At 64.9% G+C, this 21,309-nt stretch carries 20 protein-coding genes; 7 read left to right on the forward strand and 13 right to left on the reverse strand.

The genetic code is table 11. The features are described 5' to 3' along the window. Positions 1 to 74: 74 nt before the first annotated feature. The 3 genes from mnmE to MF134_RS05000 all read right to left on the reverse strand — a co-directional run bounded on the left by mnmE (position 75) and on the right by MF134_RS05000 (position 2,634). The gene (gene mnmE, locus MF134_RS04990) at positions 75 to 1,520 is read right to left on the reverse strand and encodes a tRNA uridine-5-carboxymethylaminomethyl(34) synthesis GTPase MnmE (protein WP_255338301.1); all 1,446 of its coding nucleotides are present in this window, start codon (positions 1,518 to 1,520) and stop codon (positions 75 to 77) included. A 145-nt stretch (positions 1,521 to 1,665) separates the two neighbouring features. After that, positions 1,666 to 2,310 (reverse strand): LysE family translocator, encoded by a 645-nt coding sequence (locus tag MF134_RS04995; protein ID WP_255338302.1) that lies wholly within the window; start codon positions 2,308 to 2,310, stop codon positions 1,666 to 1,668. 81 nt (positions 2,311 to 2,391) lie between these two features. After that, the gene (locus MF134_RS05000) at positions 2,392 to 2,634 is read right to left on the reverse strand and encodes a hypothetical protein (protein WP_255338303.1); all 243 of its coding nucleotides are present in this window, start codon (positions 2,632 to 2,634) and stop codon (positions 2,392 to 2,394) included. A 458-nt stretch (positions 2,635 to 3,092) separates the two neighbouring features. Between MF134_RS05000 and MF134_RS05005 the strand changes: the two genes are divergently transcribed. Further along, positions 3,093 to 5,117 (forward strand): thioredoxin domain-containing protein, encoded by a 2,025-nt coding sequence (locus MF134_RS05005; RefSeq protein WP_255338304.1) that lies wholly within the window; start codon positions 3,093 to 3,095, stop codon positions 5,115 to 5,117. Between the two features lie 31 nt (positions 5,118 to 5,148). Here the strand turns inward: MF134_RS05005 and MF134_RS05010 are convergent, their stop codons facing one another. Next, positions 5,149 to 5,628, reverse strand: a complete 480-nt coding sequence (locus tag MF134_RS05010) for a YbaK/EbsC family protein (RefSeq protein ID WP_255338305.1) — start codon at positions 5,626 to 5,628, stop codon at positions 5,149 to 5,151. Between the two features lie 177 nt (positions 5,629 to 5,805). On the opposite strand from MF134_RS05010, the gene MF134_RS05015 reads away from it, so the two are divergent. Continuing rightward, positions 5,806 to 6,132: an SH3 domain-containing protein gene (locus tag MF134_RS05015; RefSeq protein ID WP_255338306.1), complete on the forward strand. Its 327-nt coding sequence runs from the start codon at positions 5,806 to 5,808 to the stop codon at positions 6,130 to 6,132. A gap of 45 nt (positions 6,133 to 6,177) precedes the next feature. Here MF134_RS05015 and MF134_RS05020 read toward each other — a convergent pair whose 3' ends face one another. Next, complete coding sequence (locus MF134_RS05020) at positions 6,178 to 7,071, reverse strand: class II glutamine amidotransferase (protein ID WP_255338307.1); 894 nt, start codon at positions 7,069 to 7,071, stop codon at positions 6,178 to 6,180. A gap of 210 nt (positions 7,072 to 7,281) precedes the next feature. On the opposite strand from MF134_RS05020, the gene hemJ reads away from it, so the two are divergent. Then, entirely contained in the window at positions 7,282 to 7,782 is a 501-nt protein-coding gene (gene hemJ / locus MF134_RS05025; protein ID WP_255338308.1) for a protoporphyrinogen oxidase HemJ, read from the forward strand. Positions 7,783 to 7,861: 79 nt separating this feature from the next. Here the strand turns inward: hemJ and MF134_RS05030 are convergent, their stop codons facing one another. Genes MF134_RS05030 through MF134_RS05040 form a run of 3 tightly spaced genes read right to left on the reverse strand, consistent with a single transcriptional unit; the run spans position 7,862 to position 11,072 of the window. After that, positions 7,862 to 9,352, reverse strand: a complete 1,491-nt coding sequence (locus tag MF134_RS05030; protein ID WP_255338309.1) for an HlyC/CorC family transporter — start codon at positions 9,350 to 9,352, stop codon at positions 7,862 to 7,864. Beyond that, entirely contained in the window at positions 9,349 to 10,494 is a 1,146-nt protein-coding gene (gene aroB, locus MF134_RS05035) for a 3-dehydroquinate synthase (protein WP_255338310.1), read from the reverse strand. Before aroB ends, MF134_RS05030 begins: the two co-directional genes overlap by 4 nt. Further along, complete coding sequence (locus tag MF134_RS05040) at positions 10,491 to 11,072, reverse strand: shikimate kinase (protein ID WP_255338311.1); 582 nt, start codon at positions 11,070 to 11,072, stop codon at positions 10,491 to 10,493. Before MF134_RS05040 ends, aroB begins: the two co-directional genes overlap by 4 nt. A 173-nt stretch (positions 11,073 to 11,245) precedes the next feature. Between MF134_RS05040 and MF134_RS05045 the strand changes: the two genes are divergently transcribed. Beyond that, positions 11,246 to 11,434, forward strand: coding sequence for a hypothetical protein (locus MF134_RS05045; RefSeq protein ID WP_255338312.1), 189 nt, complete (start codon positions 11,246 to 11,248; stop codon positions 11,432 to 11,434). 50 nt (positions 11,435 to 11,484) lie between these two features. Next, on the forward strand, positions 11,485 to 12,417 hold the full coding sequence (xerD, locus tag MF134_RS05050) for a site-specific tyrosine recombinase XerD (RefSeq protein WP_255338529.1): 933 nt from the start codon (positions 11,485 to 11,487) through the stop codon (positions 12,415 to 12,417). A 22-nt stretch (positions 12,418 to 12,439) separates the two neighbouring features. Here xerD and MF134_RS05055 read toward each other — a convergent pair whose 3' ends face one another. From MF134_RS05055 to MF134_RS05075, 5 genes are all read right to left on the reverse strand, one after another. Continuing rightward, entirely contained in the window at positions 12,440 to 13,147 is a 708-nt protein-coding gene (locus MF134_RS05055) for a class I SAM-dependent methyltransferase (RefSeq protein WP_255338313.1), read from the reverse strand. Then, positions 13,137 to 13,640, reverse strand: coding sequence for an Rrf2 family transcriptional regulator (locus MF134_RS05060; RefSeq protein ID WP_255338314.1), 504 nt, complete (start codon positions 13,638 to 13,640; stop codon positions 13,137 to 13,139). Before MF134_RS05060 ends, MF134_RS05055 begins: the two co-directional genes overlap by 11 nt. Positions 13,641 to 13,739: 99 nt before the next feature. Beyond that, a complete protein-coding gene (locus tag MF134_RS05065; RefSeq protein ID WP_255338315.1) occupies positions 13,740 to 14,546 on the reverse strand; it encodes an ion transporter in 807 nt (268 codons plus the stop codon). Between the two features lie 391 nt (positions 14,547 to 14,937). Further along, entirely contained in the window at positions 14,938 to 16,362 is a 1,425-nt protein-coding gene (locus MF134_RS05070) for a DUF2252 domain-containing protein (protein WP_255338316.1), read from the reverse strand. Positions 16,363 to 17,024: 662 nt separating this feature from the next. Further along, positions 17,025 to 18,575 carry an esterase/lipase family protein gene (locus tag MF134_RS05075; protein ID WP_255338317.1) on the reverse strand — a complete coding sequence of 517 codons (1,551 nt, stop codon included), beginning with the start codon at positions 18,573 to 18,575 and terminating at the stop codon, positions 17,025 to 17,027. Positions 18,576 to 18,996: 421 nt separating this feature from the next. Between MF134_RS05075 and MF134_RS05080 the strand changes: the two genes are divergently transcribed. Further along, positions 18,997 to 19,950, forward strand: a complete 954-nt coding sequence (locus tag MF134_RS05080; protein WP_255338318.1) for an acetyl-CoA carboxylase carboxyltransferase subunit alpha — start codon at positions 18,997 to 18,999, stop codon at positions 19,948 to 19,950. Between the two features lie 345 nt (positions 19,951 to 20,295). Then, the gene (locus MF134_RS05085; protein ID WP_255338319.1) at positions 20,296 to 21,288 is read left to right on the forward strand and encodes a L,D-transpeptidase family protein; all 993 of its coding nucleotides are present in this window, start codon (positions 20,296 to 20,298) and stop codon (positions 21,286 to 21,288) included. Positions 21,289 to 21,309: the final 21 nt, after the last annotated feature.

Genomic DNA, 21,309 nt, shown 5'->3' on the forward strand with positions numbered 1-21,309 from the left:
TACACCCTCCGCCTCGCGTGGCGGTGCTGCGCGAAGACGCGCCATCAGGAAAGTATCGACGAGCCTGCCATCGCTCACTTTCCGATGCAGAATTCGGAGAAGATCACGTCAAGGAGGTCTTCCACCCCGACCTGGCCGGTGATCGCGCCCAGCCGGTTGGACGCGCGGCGCAGCGTCTCGGCGCCGATCTCGGCCGGCTGATCGGCATTTTCGACAAACTCATCGAGGTTTCGGAGCGCATCGGCGACCAGCTCCTTCTGGCGCGTGCGCAGCGGGATCGCCTCGCCCAGGGAGCCGGCGCCATCGAGCCCGGCAGCCTCCGCCGCGAGTTCGGCAATCCTGTTCATCAGGGCGTCCAGACCCTCACCGGTCCTGGAGGAAATCTGAAAGTCGAATTTGAAATCCGTCCATTCGTTTCCGAACCGGGCGACGAGGCCCCTGGGCTCCGCCTGGTCGGCTTTGGTGCGCACGGTGAGGATCCGGCGGCGTCCGCGTGCGGTGCCCTGATCGAGATCCTCCAGCGAGGCATCGGCGGCGAGCATCATCGGATGTTTCACGTGAGACAAAAGGTCGGTGATGCGAGCCAGCGGCCCATGACCATGCTGCGGGTCGACGAGGGCCAGAACCAGATCGGCCCGGGCCATCACCTCCCGCGCCCGCTCGACGCCGATGGCCTCGACCTTGTCGGATGTCTCGCGAATGCCGGCCGTGTCGGAAAAGCGGACCGGAATGCCGCCGAGATCGAGCGTCGCCTCGATCACGTCCCGCGTCGTTCCCGGAACTTCGGTGACGATCGCCACCTCGCGATCGGCCAGCGCGTTCAGGAGGCTCGACTTGCCGGCATTCGGGGCACCGACGATCGCGACCTTGAAGCCGCTCTTCAGGATCTCGCCCCGGTCGGCACGTTGCAGATGCCGACGGATTTCCTTGATGAGGGACGTGATCTCGCCCGCGACGGCATCGGCGACGTCCTCGCCGACATCGCCTTCGTCGGAAAAGTCGAAGGAGGCTTCGAGGCGAGCCCGGGCGTCGGTCAGGCGCTTCATCCAGCCTTCGTAGAGTGCCCGCAGCGCGCCGCCAGCCTGCGAGATCGCGGCCCTGTGCTGGCCTTCGGTCTCCGCCGCGATCAGATCGGCGAGGCCCTCGGCTTCGGTCAGATCGATCCGGCCGTTCTCGAAGGCACGACGTGTGAACTCCCCGGCTTCGGCCAGTCGCACACCGACCGTTGCCGTGATGGCGTCGAGACAGGCCTCGACCACAGCCCGGCCGCCATGGAGATGAAATTCGGCGATATCCTCGCCGGTGACGCTGTTCGGCCCGGGAAAGAAGATCGCGATCCCCCGGTCGATGATGTCACCGGCCTCGTTGCGAAAGGCGCGCAGGCTCGCCCGCCGCGCCGGCGGCACGGCGCCGCAGAGGTTTTCGAGAACCGTCTTCGCATCCGCCCCGCTGACGCGCACCACCGCGACACCGGAGGGCAGGGCGCCAGAGGACAAGGCGGCAATGGTATCGGCGTGCATGAAGCGCCCTTGGCAAGGTGGGGAGGGATCGACGGTCGTTCATCGGCCGCGGTCGGGCCGCTCCGGCAGAGCCTACGACATTGTGGTCGCAGTTGCGAACCGTCCCATGTGGAAATTGCGCTTTCCGTCCCGCAATCCCGGAACGTCAGACCCGCCGGAAGGCCGCATAGGCGGCCTCGCCAAGGATCAGGGCGCCGGCGCTGCCGATCGTGGCACCGGCCGCGCGGTTCAGCCGCTTCAGCGCCGCCGGCCGAGTCATCAGGCTGCGCGCCTTGGCTGCCAGAAGGGCGTAGGGTGCCAGGACGGCGAAAAGCACCAGCACCGTCACCACGGCAAGCAGCGTCCATTCGAACAGGCCGACGGCGTTGAGATCGAGGACGGTCGGAAGGAGGGCAAGATAGAAGACGATCCTCTTCGGATTGCCGAGCGTCACGGTGAATCCCGCCAGAAAGGCCTTTCCACCGCCCCGCGCCCTGGCGGTCCGGACACCCACGAGCCCCGCTCCGCTCGTCCAGAAAACCCATGCAAGATAGACGAGATAAAGACCGCCGATGATCTTCACCACGAGAAAGGCCTCGGCAAAGAGCTCGGCCAGCGCCGCCAGACCGGCCACGGCAATCGAGAGGTAGACGAGGTCGCCCAGCGCCAGGCCCGCCAGGAAGAAAAAGGATGTCCGCAACCCGCTGCCCAGAGACTCTCCCACGAGCGCGGCGACACCCGGCCCGGGGATGAAGGCAGCAATGCCCAAGGCAGCGGCGTAGGCGAGGAGCGGGAGGAGGGAAGCGGCCATAGTAGCCAAATGCAGGCGGGTGGTTGGCGGGACGAAAAAACCCCGCAGAAGCGGGGTTCTCTCGTAGATTTACACGGGTAGCTATTGGGTCGTTCCGAACAGCAACGCTGTTGCCTTGGCCTCAGCTCCCATGTGCTTTTCGCCCCTGAACACCTCTCCCAAGCGGTGAGTGTTGGTGCCAAGATGCTGGGCAATGATATTGTACTTGCATCCTTGGGCGCGCAGCACGAACGCTGTTACAGCCTCCTCGTAAGTGAGGGCCTTACGTTCGATCACCACGGGGTTCAGTTCTATTCCTGTCAAAGGATGAAGATAAGCAGCCATTAAGGGCCCTTCCTGAAAGAGCTGGCCGGACGGATTGACAAACACAAGAGATGACGTAAAACCATACCCAAGTGATCACTTAACCCGCCGGCCAGCGGGAAACCAGACAATCCAGAAGCCGAGGCGTCCTACCGCCTCGGCTTTGTCTTTGGTGCTGGTGATTCCAAAGACCCTTGAGAATTCGGAATTTGCCTGTTGCGAGTCAAGTCGATTTCAGTCTTTGACTTCTGCTATGCACGGAAAAACGCAAAAACTGGCGATTTTGGAAGCACATCAGCGAAAGCTAGCATGGTTTCATGAGCCCGCTGACAGAATCGCCGCTCGCATTGGCTTTACCCATTGGCGGAAATGCCAGAAGTAAAACCACGCCGATTCGTCATTTTATCCATCGAACTCTCCCGCCAATGCACTAGCCTCCGTCCAAATCAAGCAATGTATCGCTGATTACGGAGGCCGCGATGATCGAAGGCAACCAGCTCGCCGAAGCCGTGAGCCCCTATCTCCTGCAGCACAGGGACAATCCCGTCCATTGGCGGGAGTGGTCCGATGCAGCCCGCGAGGAGGCGAAGACGCGTGACTGCCCGATCCTTCTCTCGGTCGGCTATGCCGCCTGCCACTGGTGCCATGTGATGGCCCATGAGAGCTTCGAGGACGACGGCGTTGCGGCGGTGATGAACCGGCTGTTCGTCAATGTGAAGGTCGACCGGGAAGAACGGCCGGATATCGACCATCTCTACATGACCGCACTCCACGCGCTCGGCGAGCAGGGCGGCTGGCCGATGACCATGTTCCTCACGCCCGACGGCCGGCCGTTCTTTGGCGGCACCTATTACCCGAAAGAACCGCGCTACGGCCGTCCGGGCTTCGTCCAGGTGCTGGAGGCCGTCGCCAAGGCCTGGAACGAGCGCCGCGCCGAGATCGACCAGAGCGCCGGCACCATCGCCGAGCGGCTTCAGTCGGTGATCGGCGGTGCCGGGGCGAACGGGCCGCTGGAAGCGCTGGATCTGGAAAAAAGCGCCGCGCGGATCGCCCAGATCGTCGATCCGGTCCAGGGCGGGCTGTCCGGTGCGCCGAAATTCCCGAACGCGCCCCACATGGAAATCCTTGCCCGCTCGGCCTTCGAGACCGGCAACGAGGCCCATCGCGACGGCTTTCTCAAGACGGTGCGGGCGCTTTCGAGCGGCGGCATCTACGATCATCTCGGCGGCGGGCTCCACCGCTATTCCACCGACGATCGCTGGCTGGTGCCGCATTTCGAGAAAATGCTCTACGACAACGCCCAGTTCCTGCGGCATCTCGGTTGGGCGTATCGGGCGACCGGGGACACGCTCTATCGCGAGCGCATGGAAGAGACCATCGGCTGGCTCGACCGCGAGATGCTAACGACCGGCGGCGGCTTCGCGTCCTCGCTGGATGCCGACAGCCTCAATGCCGACGGTCATTCGGAGGAGGGCGCCTTCTATGTCTGGCGTGAAGACGAGGTCGATGCCCTGCTCGGCCGCGACGCGGCCGAGTTCAAACGCGCCTATGACGTCAGTGCGGAGGGCAATTGGGAGGGCAAGTCGATCCTCCATCGCCTGCATCCCGGTGCCCGAACCGGCGATCCCGATTTCGGCGAAGCCCGCACCCGACTGCTGGATGCGCGCGAAGAGCGGCCCTGGCCCGGACGCGACGACAAGGTGCTCGCCGACTGGAACGGCATGACGATCCGCGCTCTCGCGGAAAGCTCGGCGATCCTCGGACACACACGGGCATTAGATATGGCGAAAGGCGCCTTCGCCTTCGTCATGGACGCGATGGTGGTGGACGGAAGGCTTCACCACGCGACGCGCGACGGCCGCATCGCCGGGCTGGGACTGTCATCCGACTATGGCGCTCTGATCCACGCGGCGGTCGCGCTCTTCGCTCAAACCCTCGACCGGACTTATGTGGATCAAGCGCTCTGGCTCGCCGAAGAGCTCGCGAAATGGCATGGCGACGGGGCCGACGGGCACATGCTGACGAGCCGCGATGCGACCGATGTCCTCTTCAGCCTGCGCGGCGACCAGGACGATGCGGTTCCGAGCGGAACGTCGCTGGTGATCGAAGGCCTGTCGTTGCTGGGCCAGGTCTCGGGCTCGATCGCCATCGGCGAACAGGCCGAGCGCGCCGCCATGGCAGCAGCCGGCCGCGTTGGTGAAGCGGCAGTCAATCACCCGGGCATCGTCACCGCAGCCAGTCGCATCCGCCGCGGCAGCGAGCTTTGCATCATAGCCGAGGAAGGAGACGAGACCGGTCAGGCGATGCGCGAAGCCGCATGGAGCGCCGTCGATCTCGATCGCCTCGACCTCTTCGCGAACGATCTGTCGGGGCTTCCGGAAGAGCTGCCGATCGCATCGATGAAGCCGGCAAAGAAACCCGCTGCGTTCCTCTGCCGCTCCCGCGTTTGCGAGGCGCCGACATACGATGCAACGGAGCTGAAACGCCGGCTTATTAAGATTTAGATTAGTCGGCGTATTTAAGCTGCAGAAACGATCAGCGCACCGGCCCGACGGTTGCGCCCGTCGCGCTGCGGAGCTGAAGCGGCACGACTTCGAAGACGTGGTTCGGCGAGCCGGCTGCCGCCCAGACCGTTGCGTATGCGAAGAGATCCTCGTCCATATAGACGACCGCCTCTCCGGTCCCGCCGATCGGGGCGACCCCGCCAATGGCAAAGCCCGTCACCTCGCGCACGAAGTCGGCGTTCGGCCGCTCGAGCGCTTCGCCCAGCGCGCCCATCACCGCCGTCTCTTCCACCCGGTTGGCCCCGGAAACCAGGAGGAGATAGGGCTTGCCACTGTCGACGCCCCGGAACACCAGCGACTTGACGATCTGGCCGACCTCGGCGCCGACAGCCGCGGCGGCCTCCTCGGCCGAGCGGGCCGTCTTCTCGGTTCTGACGATCTTGATCTTGAGGCCCTTGGCTTCGGCTGCCTCGGCGACGCGCGCGACAGCGGGCGGTTGCTTCTCCGTCATGATCGCTCCGTTCGATGTTCTGCCGCGTTCCGTGATGCCCGCGCCAGATGCCGCGGGTCAAACGACAATGTGACCGCCAAGCGTTCCGTCAACGGGTTTTTGCCGTGCCCGATCCCTGTGCGGCTTCGAAAAGCTGGGGTATAGCATGTCTTCCCTAACGGAAGCATGGAGGCAGGCATGCGCAGTTTTCGCTATGGTCTCGCCGCAATTTCACTGACTCTTGCCGCCACTGCCGCAACAGGCGCCGCGACCGCCCATGACTGGCGGTCCCATTTCGCCACCGAGATTCCCTATCGCGTCACCGGCATCGCCTATAACGACGTTCTCAATGTCCGCGAGGGACCCGGCACCGACTACCGGATCATCGACGGGCTTCATGACGGTGACAGCGGGATCTTCATCGAACGTTGCGTGCGGCATGCAAGCTGGTGCCTGATCAATTATGGCGGCGATGGGCGTCGTGGCTGGGTGGCGTCGCGCTTCCTGAGCGGTTACGCGACCTGACGCCGCCCGATCCTGCCGACGGCGACGCCCCGGACGCCACGTTCCTTATGCGACTGCCCGATCTCTGCGAGCGGATGCCATGCTCCGTGTCGCTTCCTGCCCCGAAAGAGCAGCCGGATCCCTGTCGGGCGCGAAGGGCGCAATGGTCATCCGACCGTCCGGCCAGACCGAGAGCACGGAGGAGGGCGGCACGATCGTCCACGCCTCGTCTGCCGCGTCGTAGGGCTCGGAGGCGATCACCACACCGGCTCCCGCCGCATGGTTGAGCCGCCGCCAATAGAGCGAGGGAGGCTGCCCGCGATCGGACCAGCGAAAGGCGATCAGCCGCTCGCCGTCGCAATAGGTCGCGGCGAAGGAGAGGTGGCCGTCCTCGCACCCTTCCGACTGGCTGTTCGTTCCATCCAGGCCGGCTTCAGCGACGATGGAAGCGATGGCGGCCAGGGTCTTGGAAAGGGCGGCGATGGGGTCGTTCTGCAGCCCGCGGCCGCAGGCCGACAGGAAGATCGCCTCGGAGTCGCAGCTTCCTCGGCGCAAAGGTGCATGATCCTTGCCGATCAGGGCATCGATCCGGTTGTGGAGGCGCTCATAGTTCCGAACCTGGCCATTGTGCATGAAGAGTTGCCGCCCCTCGCCAAAGGGATGGCAGTTTTCGGGAGAGACCGCGCCACTGGTCGCCGCGCGCACATGGGCGAGAAACAGCGGCGACGAGGTCTGGCGGGCAAACGCCAGGAGTTCGTTGTCCGACCAGGCCGGCCGCGTGCCCCGGTAGAGCTCGGGTTCAGGCCGGGCGCCGTACCAGCCGACGCCGCTGCCATCGCCATTGACCGGCGTCTTCGCCAGCCGCGCCGCCCGCGACTGGGCGATCAACGACCACTCCGGCTCCACCAGAAGCTGGTGCAGGCAGATCGGCGATCCGGCATAGGCAAGCTGGCGGCACATGGGCGAACGACGAAAGGCTCCGAAACCAAGGGGCTGCCCCTCGGAATGGAAACGCCAGGGGCCTGCTGGACGATCTTCGTCGGTATCGATGGCGCCGGGCTGACGTCACGCGGTACGGGCTCTTTGCCCAGGGCGGCGGACGAATGTCGCGATTGACTTGCCCCCGCGATTCAAGCGAGGACGAAGCGCAACCCGCCGCTGGAAGACCGCATGAAGAATGCCCTGATCGCCCTCGCCATCACCGTCGTCCTGGCGGCGCTGATGTTCCTCCTGATTCCGGCTTCCGCCTATCTGTGGGTCAAGGTCGTTCACCTCTTCGCGGTGATCGCCTGGATGGCCGGCATGCTCTATCTGCCGCGGCTCTTCGTCTATCATGCCGAGGCCGGCCCCCACACGCCGCAGTCGGAGACCTTCAAGGTCATGGAGCGGCGGCTTCTCAAGGGCATCATCAATCCGTCGATGATCGCGACCTGGGTTGCCGGCCTCTGGCTCGGCGTCTTCGGCGGCTGGTTCACAGGCGGCGCGTGGCTCCACGCCAAGATCGTGCTCGTCCTGATCCTGTCCGGCATCCACGGCATCCTGTCGGCCGCCGTCCGCCGCTTCGCCGAAGACCGCAACACCAAATCCTCGCGCTATTGGCGCATCCTCAACGAAGTGCCGGCGGTACTTCTCGCCTTCATCCTCATCCTGGTGGTGGTGAAGCCGTTCTGAGGGTCAGAGCGCATGCGGTCTCTGAGGCTCGGCGCGCCGCGCATACTCTTGCACTGGCAGCGTTCCGAAGGCGGAGTGGCTACTCCCGCCGCTCGTCCTCGTCGTTCCGCTCGTTCCCATTGGAGCGAACCGGCTCGTGACCGCCAGTCGTCTCCTCGTCGAGACTGTCTTCGCCCTCAAGCGTGTCCAGGAATTCCCGAGCCGAAAAATCCTCGTCCGTCATGGGCTCGCCCTGCGCCTCGCCGCCGAGGACGGCCGCGGCGATCGCGGTCTGGGCCATGACCGGCTTCTTGGGCGGTACGAGCACGGTCGCCGGGCGGATGCGCAGCTTGGAGATACGGTTCTTCTCACGCTTCAGGACGGTGAAGCGCTTGTTGAAGAAGGTGAAGGCCTGGCGTTCCTCGGGGATCGTCTGGGTCTCGTGGATGACAAGACCGGCGATCGTCACCGCCTCGTCGTCCGGCAGGTTCCAGTCGAGTGCGCGGTTGAGGTCGCGGATCGGCACCTGACCGTCCACCACCACCGAACCGTCGGCCTCGGTCTTCACGCCCTCCATCTCGAGGTCGTGTTCGTCGGCGATGTTGCCGACGATCTCCTCCAGAATATCTTCCAGCGTGATCAGGCCTTCGACTTCGCCATATTCGTCGACGACGATGGCGAAATGGCTCTTGCGACGCAGAAAGGCGTTGAGCTGGTCCTGAAGCGTCGTCGTCTCGGGAACGAACCAGGGCCGGGCGCAGATCTTCATGATGTTGATCTTGCTCGGATCGTTGTCGACCTCGTGCAAGGCGCGCAGGAGGTCCTTGGCGTGGACGACGCCGACGATGTTGTCGTAGTGGCCGCGCCAGATCGGCATGCGGGTATAGGGGCTTTCGAGGATCTGCTTGACGATGTCGGCGGGCGGATCGTCGGCATTGACCTGCCGCATCCCCGTGCGATGGACCATCACGTCGGAGACTTCGAGCTCGTGCAGGTCGAGAAGGCCGCCGAGCCGGTTGCGATCGGCATTGACCAGCGAGCCCTCGCGGTGAAGCACCTCCACGGCGCCGCGCAGCTCTTCGTGTGCCGTCAGCAGCGAGGCGTCGGAGTCGAGGCCGAAACGGAACAGCGCCAGGATGCGCCGGACGATGAAGTTCACACCCGCCGTCAGCGGCCCGAGCACCGCGACGACGATCGAGACCGGCCGGGCCACCGTGAGCGCAAAGCCGTCCGGGCGCGCGATGGCGGCCGATTTCGGCAGCACCTCGGCGAAGATGACGACGAGGATCGTCATGCCGACGGTCGCATAGACGACGCCCGTCTCGCCGAAGAGGCCGATGAAGGCGGTCGTAGCGAGCGAGGAGGCGAGGATGTTGACGAGATTGTTGCCGATCAGGAGCGCGCCGATCAGCCGGTCCTTCTTCTCGATCAGGCTCTGAACGATGCCGGCGCGCTTGTCGCCATTCTTCTCATAGCTCATCAGCCGCGCCCGCGAGACGGCGGTCAGCGCCGTCTCCGAGCCCGAGAAGAAGGACGAGACACAGATCAGGGCGAGAACGATCGCCAGGTAGATCCACAGCGCCGTCGTCATCGGGCGAGTTCCTCGTCGAGAAAGGATTCAACTTCAGCCGGCTCGACATCCCTGGCGATGAAGGACTGGCCGATGCCGCGGGTAAGGATGAAGACGAGCTGCCCGCGCGAGACCTTCTTGTCCTGGGCGATCGCGTCCATCAGGGTTTGGCGGTCGAAGCGCTCGCCGGGAATCTCGGCAAGACTGGTCGGCAAACCGACGGCACGAAGATGGGCCGTCACGCGGCCGGCGTCCTGGCCGGTGCAAAGGCCGCGCCTGACGGAAAAGCGATGGGCCATCGCCATACCGATCGCCACACCTTCGCCATGGACGAGCCGGGCCGCGTCGTAGCCGACGGCGGCTTCCAGCGCATGGCCAAAGGTATGGCCGAGATTGAGAAGCGCCCGCGCGCCCGTCTCCCGCTCGTCCGCCGCGACCACCGCCGCTTTCGCCTCGCAGGATGTGGCGATCGCCTCGACCCGCTGCGGCCCGCCGGCGAAGACCTCGCGCCAGTTCTCTTCCAGAAAGGCGAAGAAGTCCGGCCGGTCGATCAGCCCGTATTTCGCGACTTCCGCATAGCCGGCGGCGAATTCGCGCGGGGTCAGCGTGTCGAGCAGCGCCGTGTCGGCAAGGACGAGGGCAGGCTGATGAAAGGCGCCAACGAGGTTCTTGCCGCGATGGGTGTTGATGCCGGTCTTGCCGCCGACGGACGAATCGACCTGGGCGAGCAGTGTCGTCGGGATCTGGACGAAGCGGGTGCCGCGCTTGACAATGGCCGAGGCAAAACCGGCGAGATCGCCGATGACACCGCCCCCGAAGGCGATCACCGCGTCACCGCGTTCGAGGCGGGCGGCAAGAATGGCGTCGACCGTCTGTTCCAGATGCGCGAAGGACTTGGTCTTCTCGCCAGCCGGCAGGCGGACCACGGACCAGTCGATCCCGGCGGCGCGCAGCGCGATTTCGAGGCGCTCCAGATGCAGCCCCGCCACCGTTTCGTCGGTGACGACGACGGCGCGGATGCCCGGGAGCCGCTCGGCGAACTCTTCGCCCGCCCGGTCGATCAGGCCGGGGCCGATCAGAATGTCGTAGGCGCGCTCGCCCAGCGCGACCCGCACTTGCCGTTCCTCGCCGGCCTTGCGCGCCGGCGTCGTCAGCGAACTCATCGCTCGGACCTTTCGGATAGATACTCCTCGATCGCCTGGATCACCTCGGCGGCGACCACCTCGCGCTTGACCGCGCGCGACTGCACGGTGACATCGGCCTCGCCATAGACCGGATAACGAACCGCCATGAGATCCTGCATAACCTGCCGCGGATTCTCCGCCTTCAGGAGTGGCCGATCGCCGCGCCGTCCGACCCGCTCCATCAACGTGTCGAGATCGGCCTTCAGCCAGACGGTGACGGCGCTGTCGGCGAGGAGCGACCGGGTTTCGGCATTCATGAAGGCGCCGCCGCCGGTGGCGATCACCTGCGGCCCTTCCTGGGCGAGCCGCGCGATCACCCGGGCTTCCAGCGCCCGGAACTCCGGCTCGCCATAGGCTTCGAAGAGTTCGGGGACGGACATGGTCGAAACCTGTTCGATCTCCGCATCGCTGTCGACGAAGGGCAGGGACAGGAGCGTCGCGACGCGCCGCCCGACCGTCGTCTTGCCGGCCCCCATCAGGCCGACGAGCACGATCGAGCGGTCGCCGAGCCGCTCCTGGATCGAAGCCCTGTTGTTCGACGCGATATCCGTTTCCATGCGCTCAAGCCCGCGCCCGCAAGCGGAGCCCTTCCCCTCATTCCTCGTTTGCGGCGGGCCTCAGCGGCCTCCACGCGTGTTCATCCGTTGGTTCGGCTTGCGTCTTTCGCCACAGCCGGTAGAAGCAGGCATCAGGGACGCCGGCCTAGCCGCCAAACGAGTCAACGCCCTTAATGCCGACCCTGACACGCCTTTTGACGATCCTCGCCGTTCTTGCCGGCATCATCTACGGCATCATGGCCGCCCTCGTCTACTTGGTCGAGCCGGTCCGCCGCGAGGTGACAGTGCCGATCGAACTGCCCGAACCAGATGGTGCGGCCCGCCAGATCGACACCGAAGGCCTGTCGGAACTGCGCCGATGAGCGGCAAACCCCGACCCCAGACGGGTGTGCCCGGCCGACGGGGCGCGGCGATGGCAGCCGACATCGAGGCGTTCCTGGAGATGATGGCGGTGGAGCGCGGCGCTTCGGAAAACACGCTTGCCGCCTATCGACGCGATCTGGAGGACGCGAGCGGCCATCTCGCCCGCCGCGGCACCTCGCTGAAGCGGGCCGATACGGACGCGATCCGCTCCTATGTAGCTGCGCTGGCCGCCGAGGGGCTGGCCGAGTCGAGCCGGGCCCGGCGGCTTTCGGCGCTTCGCCAGTTCTACCGCTTTCTCTACACTGAGGGTCTGCGCGGCGACGACCCGACTGGGCCGATCGAAGGTGCCAGGAAGAAGCGGCCGCTGCCCAAGGTGATGAGCGAGGAGGAGGTCGATCGGCTGATCGATCTCGCCGCCGCCGAGGCCGCCAACACAGCCCTCTCGCCCTCAGCACGGCTACGGGCCGCGCGCCTGCATGCGCTGGTCGAGCTTCTCTATGCGACGGGCCTGCGCGTTTCGGAGCTCGTCTCGCTGCCCCGCTCGGTGCTGCGCACGACCGGCCAGGCGATCGTCGTGCGCGGCAAGGGCAACAAGGAGCGGATGGTGCCGATCGGCGACGCGGCCGAAGACGCGATCCGGCGCTTTGCCGAGGTGGCGAAGGAAACCAGGAAGACCGGGGACGAGCGCTTCCTGTTTCCTGCCGATTCCGAAGCCGGCCACCTGACGCGGCAGGCCTTTGCCCGCGATCTCAAGGCGCTCGCCGCCCGCGCCGGCATCGCGTCGGCGAAGATCTCGCCGCATGTGCTGCGCCATGCCTTCGCCAGCCACCTCCTGAAACACGGGGCGGATCTGCGCGCCGTGCAGGAGCTTCTCGGCCACAGCGATATCTCGACCACGCAGATCTACACCCATGTGCTCGAAGAGCGTCTCATCCGCCTCGTCAGCGATCATCACCCGCTATCGCCAGCGAGCCGGGAATAGCGGCCGACGTTCGATCGCGGAATCAGGCGTGCCCGATCCAGCCGCGCCAGGTGAAGGCGGCGTAGAAAAGGGCGGCATCCGCGAAGCCGCCATCCCGCAGGATTGCTTCGTCCTGTTCGGGGGCGAAGCTGTTCAGGCTGGCAGCGACCGCGGCGCGGGCCTTATGCACGTCGGCCGGTTCCGCTCCCATGGCGATCGGATAGGCGGCGTAGCGATCGAGCCAGATGTCACGCTCGGCGGCGTCTTGGGGAAAACTCGCATGGGCGGCCACGAACGGCGCGCCAGGGCGCAGCCTGCGATGGATTTCCCGGACCGTGCGGGTTCGCTCCGGCTTCTCGAGAAAATGCAGCGTCAACAGGCAGGTTGCCGCATGGAAGGGGCCCTCCGGCGCATCGTCGATATAACCCTCGAGGAGTTCGACCCGCTCCATCAGCGGTCCCAGCACCCGTTCGGCAAGACCCAGCATCTCTCCGGCGGGATCGACCCCGACGAACCGCCATCCCGGATGGGCCTCGGCCAGCGCCTTGAGTTCGCTGCCGCCGCCCGCCCCGAGGACCAGCACCCTGGCGTCTTCGGGGGCGCATTCGGCCAGCATCAAACCCGTCATGCGATGCAGCGCTTCGAGGCCGGGCACGAAGCGGCGCGGGCCTTCGGAGTACCGCGCAACGGCGGCAGGATCGTTGAAACTTTTGAGAAACATCTCCTGGCCAGGCTGGACATCAATGCTCATGGCGATCTCCGGACGGCGTGTGTTTCGTATCGGGATGGTGTGCGGTGGAGGCGCTGTTCCACTCCGGGTGCGCCGCGAGACGCCGGTGGAAACTCGCGCTCAACTGCGCGAGCGTGACCGTGCCGAAGGAATCGAGAAGCAGCGTCTCGGCTTCCTGCAGCCTTTGATCGAGCGCTTCGTTGACGGCCTGCTCGACAGCGCAGCCCGGCGCCTCATGGCGATGGCCGATCGCAAACAGCGATGGCGAGCCAATGCCGCGATAGATGTCGAGCAGGGTGAGGGTGGAAAGATCGCGGGCGAGCGACCAGCCGCCGCCATGCCCTCGTTCCGAACGTACATAGCCCTGGTCGCGCAGTCCCGCCATGACGCGTCGGATGACGACCGGATTGGTTCGCATCATGCGCGCGAGCGCTTCGGAGGTCACCGGCCCCTCCTGCTCGGCCATGTGCAACAGGACGTGCAGGACACCGGACAGTTTGCTGTCCCGATTCATGTAACTTCATATGTTACAATTCGGGCCATGCGTCAAGCGGCGGGCTCGAGGACATCCGCCTGCCGCAACGGATCAGCTCATGAAGGTCAGGCCGGCCCTTTATCGCTGGCTGAGTTCTGATCTGAGTTGGGCCATCTCCGCACGGAGGGCCCGCACCTCTTCGAGCACATGCCCTGTCTCGTTCATCATCGCCTCGCGCTCGGCATGGGCGTCGGTCTGGTGCTGGCTCTGCATCGCGTCGACGATGATGCCGACGAACAGGTTCAGGACGGCGAAGGTGGTGATCACGATGAAGGGCACGAAGAACGCCCAGGCATAGGGGAACGCTTCCATCACCGGCCGCACGATGCCCATCGACCAGCTCTCCAGTGTCATGATCTGGAACAGCGAATAGGCCGAGCCCCCAAGCGTGCCGAACCAGTCAGGGAAGGCGGCGCCGAAGAGCTTCGTCGCCATCACGGCGAAGACGTAGAAGATCAGCGCCAGAAGCAGCGCGATGGAGCCCATGCCAGGGATCGCCTTCAAAAGGCCGGCGACGACGCGGCGCATGGAGGGGATCGTGCCGATCAGACGCAGAACCCGCAGAATGCGGAAGGCGCGCAGGATGGAAAGATTGCCCGTCGCCGGCAGCAGCGCGATCCCGACGACGACCAGATCGAACACCCGCCAGGGATCCCGGAAGAAGGCGAGCCTGCGAACATAGAAGCGGATCGCGAGTTCGATGACGAAGATGGCCAGGATCAGGCGATCCACGGCGATCAGGAGCGGGCCGGCCGCCGCCATGGCCCGCTCGCTGGTCTCAAGACCCAAAGTGACGGCGTTCAGGATGATGAGTGCCATGATCGCGCGCTCGAAGGCGCTCGTCTCGATCAGGGCGCGAAGGCGCTCGCGAAGGGAAGGATGCATCGGGGGTCAGTCTGTCTCTGGCTGATCTCGCGGTGACGACGCTCGCAGTGGGACGCCTCCGATTCCCCTCCGGGGTGTCGGCAGCGGTCCATCGGTGACGCCGCCGCAAATCTGATGTCTGCGACGCTCCTCGGCAAGCGATTTGCGCTGAACGGTCTGCAGACAATCGCCGGCAATGCGCTCGATCGAGCGAAAACGGAAAGGTGGCCGCTGACCAGATGAGGAGCGAGGAGTTCCGACGGCGGCCGTCATCCCGCCCTTGCGACGACCAACCGATAGCATCCGCGCCGGGTTCAGAATCACCCGCGCCCAGAGCGAAGCTTCGCAGCGACCAATGGGCAAGGCAAAAAGCGGGCTTCTCGTCAGAGCGCCGCCCCGGCTGCGGCCGCGCTCAGCGATAGACCATGTCGATACTGTCGAAGGCCCCCTGGGCATGGTCCTGGCGGAAGAAGGCGTGATCGGCTTCGAGCCGGTCGGCGGCCTCCTCGGCAAAGCGCATGATGTCGGCGACGAAGAGCCCCCGCGGACTCGCGGCCGCAATGATCGAGGGTTCCACGTCGTAGTCGATCTGGCCGAGATCGTCGGAAAGCGCGTGGGCCTGGGCCAAGGCTGCTCCGCAGGTTCGTGCGTATTCCTTCCAGGTGCCGTAGCTGAGCTCGTCCAGATCGATGTCGTCGCGAAACGGGGCGCGTTCCCGGCTCATGAAGCTCTCGCCGTCGATCTCGACGGCGCCATAGAAAATGTCGCCCCTGGCGAGCTGCACCGCCTGGCCATGCGCGATCCGGTCGGCCTTGTCACCGGCATTGAAGTCCGATGGCGGGGACAGGCCGTCGAGCGCCGAGCGCCGGGCACGCTTGAACTCGATGATCAGGTCGTCGGTTGCGTCCTTCGAAGGTCCCTCGAGCAGGACGTAATAGCGCGGCAGGCCGAGCGAGGCCGTTCCCTGGCCGTGGCGGACGCAGACATCCTTGACCTTGAGTTCGCCCGTCCGCTCGGGCGCGTCGATCCCGTTGGATTTTGCCAGATCGTCGATGGCCTTCTGGAACTTCTCCACCTGGTTGGTGATCGGCTGCAGCTCGTCACTGGCCTTGAAGCCCCGTCCCGAAGGCTTGAGATAGTCATCCCACAGCCATGTCTGCCGTTCTTCCCAAGCTTCCTTGAAAAGCCGCTGGACCACCTCGGGGGAGTTGTCCATCCGGTAGTTGTCGTTCTTCTCGGTGGCATGTTCGGCATAGGCCTCCATCGCCTCGAGATAGCCCTTCACGAACTTCTTGACGATCTTGCGCCGCTTCTTGCGCGTGAAACCGGCCTCCTCGCCGGCTCCGATCCAGAAGCCCACGGCACCGCGCTTGAGGTCCCAGGTGAAGGGGGCATAGACGGTCTCGTCGAAATCGTTGACGCCGAAGATCGGCGTCCCGTGCGCGTCCGGCATTACCCCGAAATTCTCGGGATGAACGTCCCCCAGCGCCATCACGGAGGGCATGTTGGAATCCTGCCCCACCATGTCACGGTAGAACAGGAGGGCGGTGCCGCGAAAGAACTTGAAGAGATTGTCGGCCAGCTTGTCGAACTTTTCCTCCGCGCCATGGCTGCGCTGTTCGATCCGTTGGGCATGGTCCTCGCGCAACGTCGAGCGAACATGCTCGCGACGCGCCTGGCCGGTCAGAAGAACAGGCGGGATGACCTCTTCCCCGGCGGCGATACGCTGGGAGAGTTCGCGAAACGCATCGACCCGGCCGCTCGCCTTGCGGGACGGCTTGATGTCGGCTGGCTGCGCTTCCGTGTCCGTCGCCTTCTTCTTCTGTCCTGCGGCCATGAGCACTGATCCTTTCCCGTTATCACGGCAACGCGGCGCAAAGCACTGCCGTTCCGTCATCCCGCGCGATCCTTCCGGGCGCAGTCCGGACCGGAGTTGGAGGCTGAGGTTCAAGAGCAGCACCAGGACGTGACGAGAAGGATCAGAAAGGGGTGGATATGGAAGCGAGCCGAGCGCAGCACGATGAAGACGACGCGGCAAACATCGCGCGAAAGGGGCCATGGCCAGGCCTTCACTGGCTATGGCCGGTCAGGACCGGCGGCGTCCGAAGCCCTCCGATCCTTGAGCGGCCGAACGCCGGTGCCGTCCATCGTTCATTCGGATGCCCTGGCGCCATCGACAGAGCGCTGCTGATCGCGCGATCGGGACCGAAGGGTTTCGAAGAGTTTTCTCAGGAAGGACTTGGTTCCGCATGATGTCTTCGCTGGCGTCTCGTCGATGCCGTCAAAATATTTCTCAAGTTCCGTCATGTTGATCATCGGTCCTTTCACCGCTTTCTTGCTTGGGAATCGTGCCGCGTTTCCTTGGCGAGGTCCGGTTTAGGCGGCTCGAGGCGGGCCGGCTGTGTCGCGGGTCACAGGGAAGCGGGTTCAGGATTTGCGCTGACGCTACCGCCGATGGACAGGGTGCGCGATCGGTGTTCGGGGGGTTATCCCTCCGGCTTACCGCGACTGTCGTTTCGCGATGACAGGAACGGTCGCGATCGCTTCGCGCGGTTTTCCGTCTCTGCCTTCGATGGTCGCTGTCAGGACCAGCTTGCCGGGCCGTATCCCCGTATCGAAGCTTGCCGAGAACGACTGCTCGTACGGGTTTGTGGGATCGGACGCGCTCTCGTCTCTTTCCAGACGCAGCGGAATCGGAGCTTCGCCGGGCCTCGCCAGTGTCAGGTGGATCCGGCCGGCATCGACCGCCGCCATCGTGTCCGGGCGGATGTGAAGGAGCGCCTTGGCCTGCTGGCCCGTCCGAAAGATCGGCTGCTCGGGCTGAAGGCTCACGCCGACAAGCGAGACGAAGTCGCCGAGCGATGTCAGGATCGACGTTCTCTCGCGAACCGGAACCCGGTGCAGGGCCTCCTGCGGGCCATGGGCCAGCGCGGCGACGACGAAATCCTGCGCCGACGACTCATTAAGGATGCCCTGATGGGTGGCAAAGCTCGTCCGGAAGACATGGCGGCCGTCGAGCATGGCGCTGTCGCGGATGACCACGCCGTCGCCGTTCCAGCTCGTCTTGATCAGAAGCTCCGCCTCCTCGGCCTCGAAATCGAGGGCATATTGTTCGGGCGTGCGTTGATCGACGCCAATGATGATCGCCTCCTCGATCCCGGCCGGGAGCGGGCGCTCGAGGATCTGTCGGAGCCTCATCTGGCGTTCGCGAACCGCTTCGGGATCAGGCAGGCTCTCCTCGTTTACACCCGTCCAATTGAGCGCGACCCAGGTCTTGAGATCGTTCGGATCGAACTCCGAGCCGGCGGCAGCTGCGTGAGCGTAAGATCCCGCATAGCGGGGCGTGAGATCGAAGGTCGAGGGAAATGTCAGGACGGTGCGTCGGAAGGTCTCCAGGCCGCCCATGAAGACATTGGCAAGGCCCCAGCCATTCTCGATCTGGTCGAACACCTCGACCGAGCCGCGCAATGGCGCGCCGGCGCTCATCAGCTGCGCGATCCGGTCCGTTCCCCCTTCTTCGAGCGCATAGATGCGGGCGATCAAACCGCCCATGCTGTGTGCGACGATATCGATCTTGCGATCTTCGGGGACGTTTTCGTCGACGAATTCGGCGAGCTTCCTGGCATTGTCGAAGACGCTGAGCCGCCAGTCATAGTCGAAAAGGAAGAGCGTCTTGCCTTCGACGTAACCGTCGCTCTCCAGCCGCTCGACGAAGCCGGAATAAACCGCCTGACTGTAGACGCCGAGATAGGAGATTTCACGGATGAGGCCGCACGGGTAGACCTCGCCCGGGGCGGAGCCAAGCGCCAGCGCCGGGAATTCGGTGATCGCGCCGACCGTGCCCCAGACGATCTCCTCGTCGCCCGAGTCCGTCTTGCGGCACAGTTTCGAGCCGAGGAGACCCGGCACCATCACCACGGGTCTCTTATCCGCTGCGGCGGCACTCGTCTTCGCGGCGGCGGCATTCGTGTTCGCGATGCTGCCGGCCAGGGCGATCCCGAGGGCCAGCAGGAGATGGCAGACCGGGTTGGAAAAACTGAACTGTCTCATCTGACGTCTACTTCTGAACTCTGCCGTGCTGAGAAGGATCTCCTGATCTCTGAGCTTGTCGCGAGACGATCCTTCCGGACATTCGGCTGCTATCGGTTGCGCTGTCCTCCATCGGCGATGCGTGGAGGAGCAATCTCGGTGAGCGAATAGCCGAGCGGCCGAGCGGCATCTGTGACGCGCGTTACACCGACTTTCCCGTCGGTCGCCGAAAATGGATCGTCGGCCTCCGGCCGGGCGAAGCGTTCCCTTCTATCGCCTTGCTTGACATTGCCCCGCCCCATCGCCAGTTTCCGCCGCGATTGAATTCCCGCCGCAGGCGGGGCGGTGCCGGGTCGAGCGGTGCTGCCGAAACCGCCTTGCGGTCGGCCTGCCGGCGTTCACCCTTATCCCTTTGCCGGAACGGCCTCACGCCGCAGGACGCATGCACAACTATCTGGATTTCGAAAAACCGGTCGCCGATCTGGAAGGCCAGATCTTCGAATTGAAGAAGATCGAGACGGGCGAGGACGCCGTCGACGTGACCGAAGAGGTCCAGCGCCTGGAAAAGCGCTCCCGCGACGCGCTGGAAGACCTCTACAAGAAGCTTACCCCCTGGCAGAAGACCCAGGTCGCCCGCCATCCCGACCGGCCCCATTGCCTCGACTATATCGGACGGCTGATCACCGATTTCGTGCCGCTGGCCGGCGATCGCTATTTCGCCGAGGACTACGCCATCATCGCCGGCTTCGGCCGCTTCGACGGGCAGTCCGTCGCGGTGATTGGCCAGGAGAAGGGCAACGACACCCAGACCCGGCTGAAGCACAATTTCGGCATGGCGCGGCCTGAGGGCTATCGCAAGGCGGTCCGCATCATGGAGCTTGCCGAGCGCTTCGACATTCCGGTGCTCACCCTGGTCGACACGGCCGGCGCCTATCCCGGCATCGGCGCCGAGGAGCGCGGCCAGGCCGAAGCGATCGCCCGTTCGATCGAAGCCTGCCTCAATCTCAAGGTGCCGCTGGTCTCGCTGGTGATCGGCGAGGGCGGCTCGGGCGGGGCGATGGCGATCGCCGCCGCCAACCGCGTCCTGATGATGGAACACGCAATCTACAACGTGATCGCGCCGGAAGCCGGCGCCTCGATCCTTTACCGCGACTCGACCCGCGCCCGCGACGTCGCCCAGGCGATGAAGATGACCGCCCAGGATCTGAAGGGCTTCGGCATCGTCGACACCATCGTCCAGGAACCGATGGGCGGCGCCCATCGCGACCCGGACGCGGCGATGGAACAGGCCGCCGAGGAGGTCCGCGGGGCTCTCGCGGAACTCGCCGGCAAGGACGGCCCGACGCTGCGCAAGGAGCGGCGGGAGAAGTTCCTCGCCATCGGCCGCAATCTCTGATCCGAATAGCCACGAGGAGTTGCCCGTCTGCCACAGACTCGCGCTTCCCTTCCCGAGAGTCATTTGCCAGAATATCGCCATCGTCTCGGGAGATGATCCCGATCGACACAAGGCATGGCATGCGGCCGATCGCGAAAGGGGAGCGAGAGGCCGTCGAGGGGGCGAAACGGTTTACGGCTGTTTAAGAAAACCGTGACAAAATCGCCTGCAAGCAGGCGCCGCGGCGATCGATCTTGAGATCGCCCAGGGCGTGAAGGAGGGCGATGCATCGTTTCGGCATCGTCGTTCGATTGGGGGCGGTGAGCCGCTTTGGCGGTTCCCGCAAGGCGATGGGGACTTGAGGGGATGTTCGTCCGACGTATCGTGACGGCCGCGGCTCTGGCCACGGCACTTTTGACCGTTTCCGCCTGTCAGTACGAAGACATGATTCCGGCCGATGCGCCGCTTCCGGCCGACCTTGTTCGCGCCATGAAGGCGAACGGCATGGGCGAGAACTCGCCGATCCTGGTCCGGCTGTTCAAGGAAGAGTCGGATCTGGAAATCTGGAAGCAGAAGACCGACGGCACTTACGCGCTTCTGAAGACCTACGAGATCTGCGCCTGGTCGGGCAAGCTCGGGCCGAAGAAGAAGGAAGGCGACCGGCAGGCGCCCGAGGGCTTCTACACCGTGACGCCGGCGCAGCTGAACCCGAATTCGAACTACCATCTCGCCATCAACATGGGCTATCCGAACGCCTATGACCGGGCGAACGGGCGCACCGGCAGCCATCTGATGATCCACGGATCGTGCAACTCGTCCGGCTGCTACGCCATGGACGACGAGCAGGTTCAGGAGATCTACGCGCTCGCCCGCCATTCGTTCGAAGGCGGCCAGCGCGCCTTCCAGATCCAGGCCTATCCCTTCCGGATGACACCGAAGAACATGGCCCGGCACAAGAATTCCGAGCATTACGACTTCTGGAAGATGCTGAAGAAGGGCTCGGATCATTTCGAGATCACCCAGCGCCCGCCGAATGTCGGCGTGTGCGAGCGCGGCTACATCTTCGACCAGACGGCCGAGACGGTGGCGGGCCTGCGTCCGAACGGACCGTGCCCCGAAGTCGAAATGGCCCCGCAGATCGCCGCCAAGCACCACGCGGAAGAGGCCGAGGCGGAGAAGATCGCCGCGCGCATGGCGCCCAGCGAGTTCGCGACCTCTTCGACCTTCACCTACCGCACCGGCCAGCCGATTTCGGCCGAAGCCTACGCCCAGGAACAGCATCGCCGCGAGGGCTATGACCGCGACGGCAACCGGGTTGGCGGCGCGCAGGGCTCGATCTTCTCGAGCTTCTTCGACTGATGAGGCAAGGCGGCGCGTGCG

The sequence above is a fragment of the Jiella marina genome (assembly GCF_024359545.1).
Classification (GTDB): Bacteria; Pseudomonadota; Alphaproteobacteria; order Rhizobiales; family Rhizobiaceae; genus Jiella.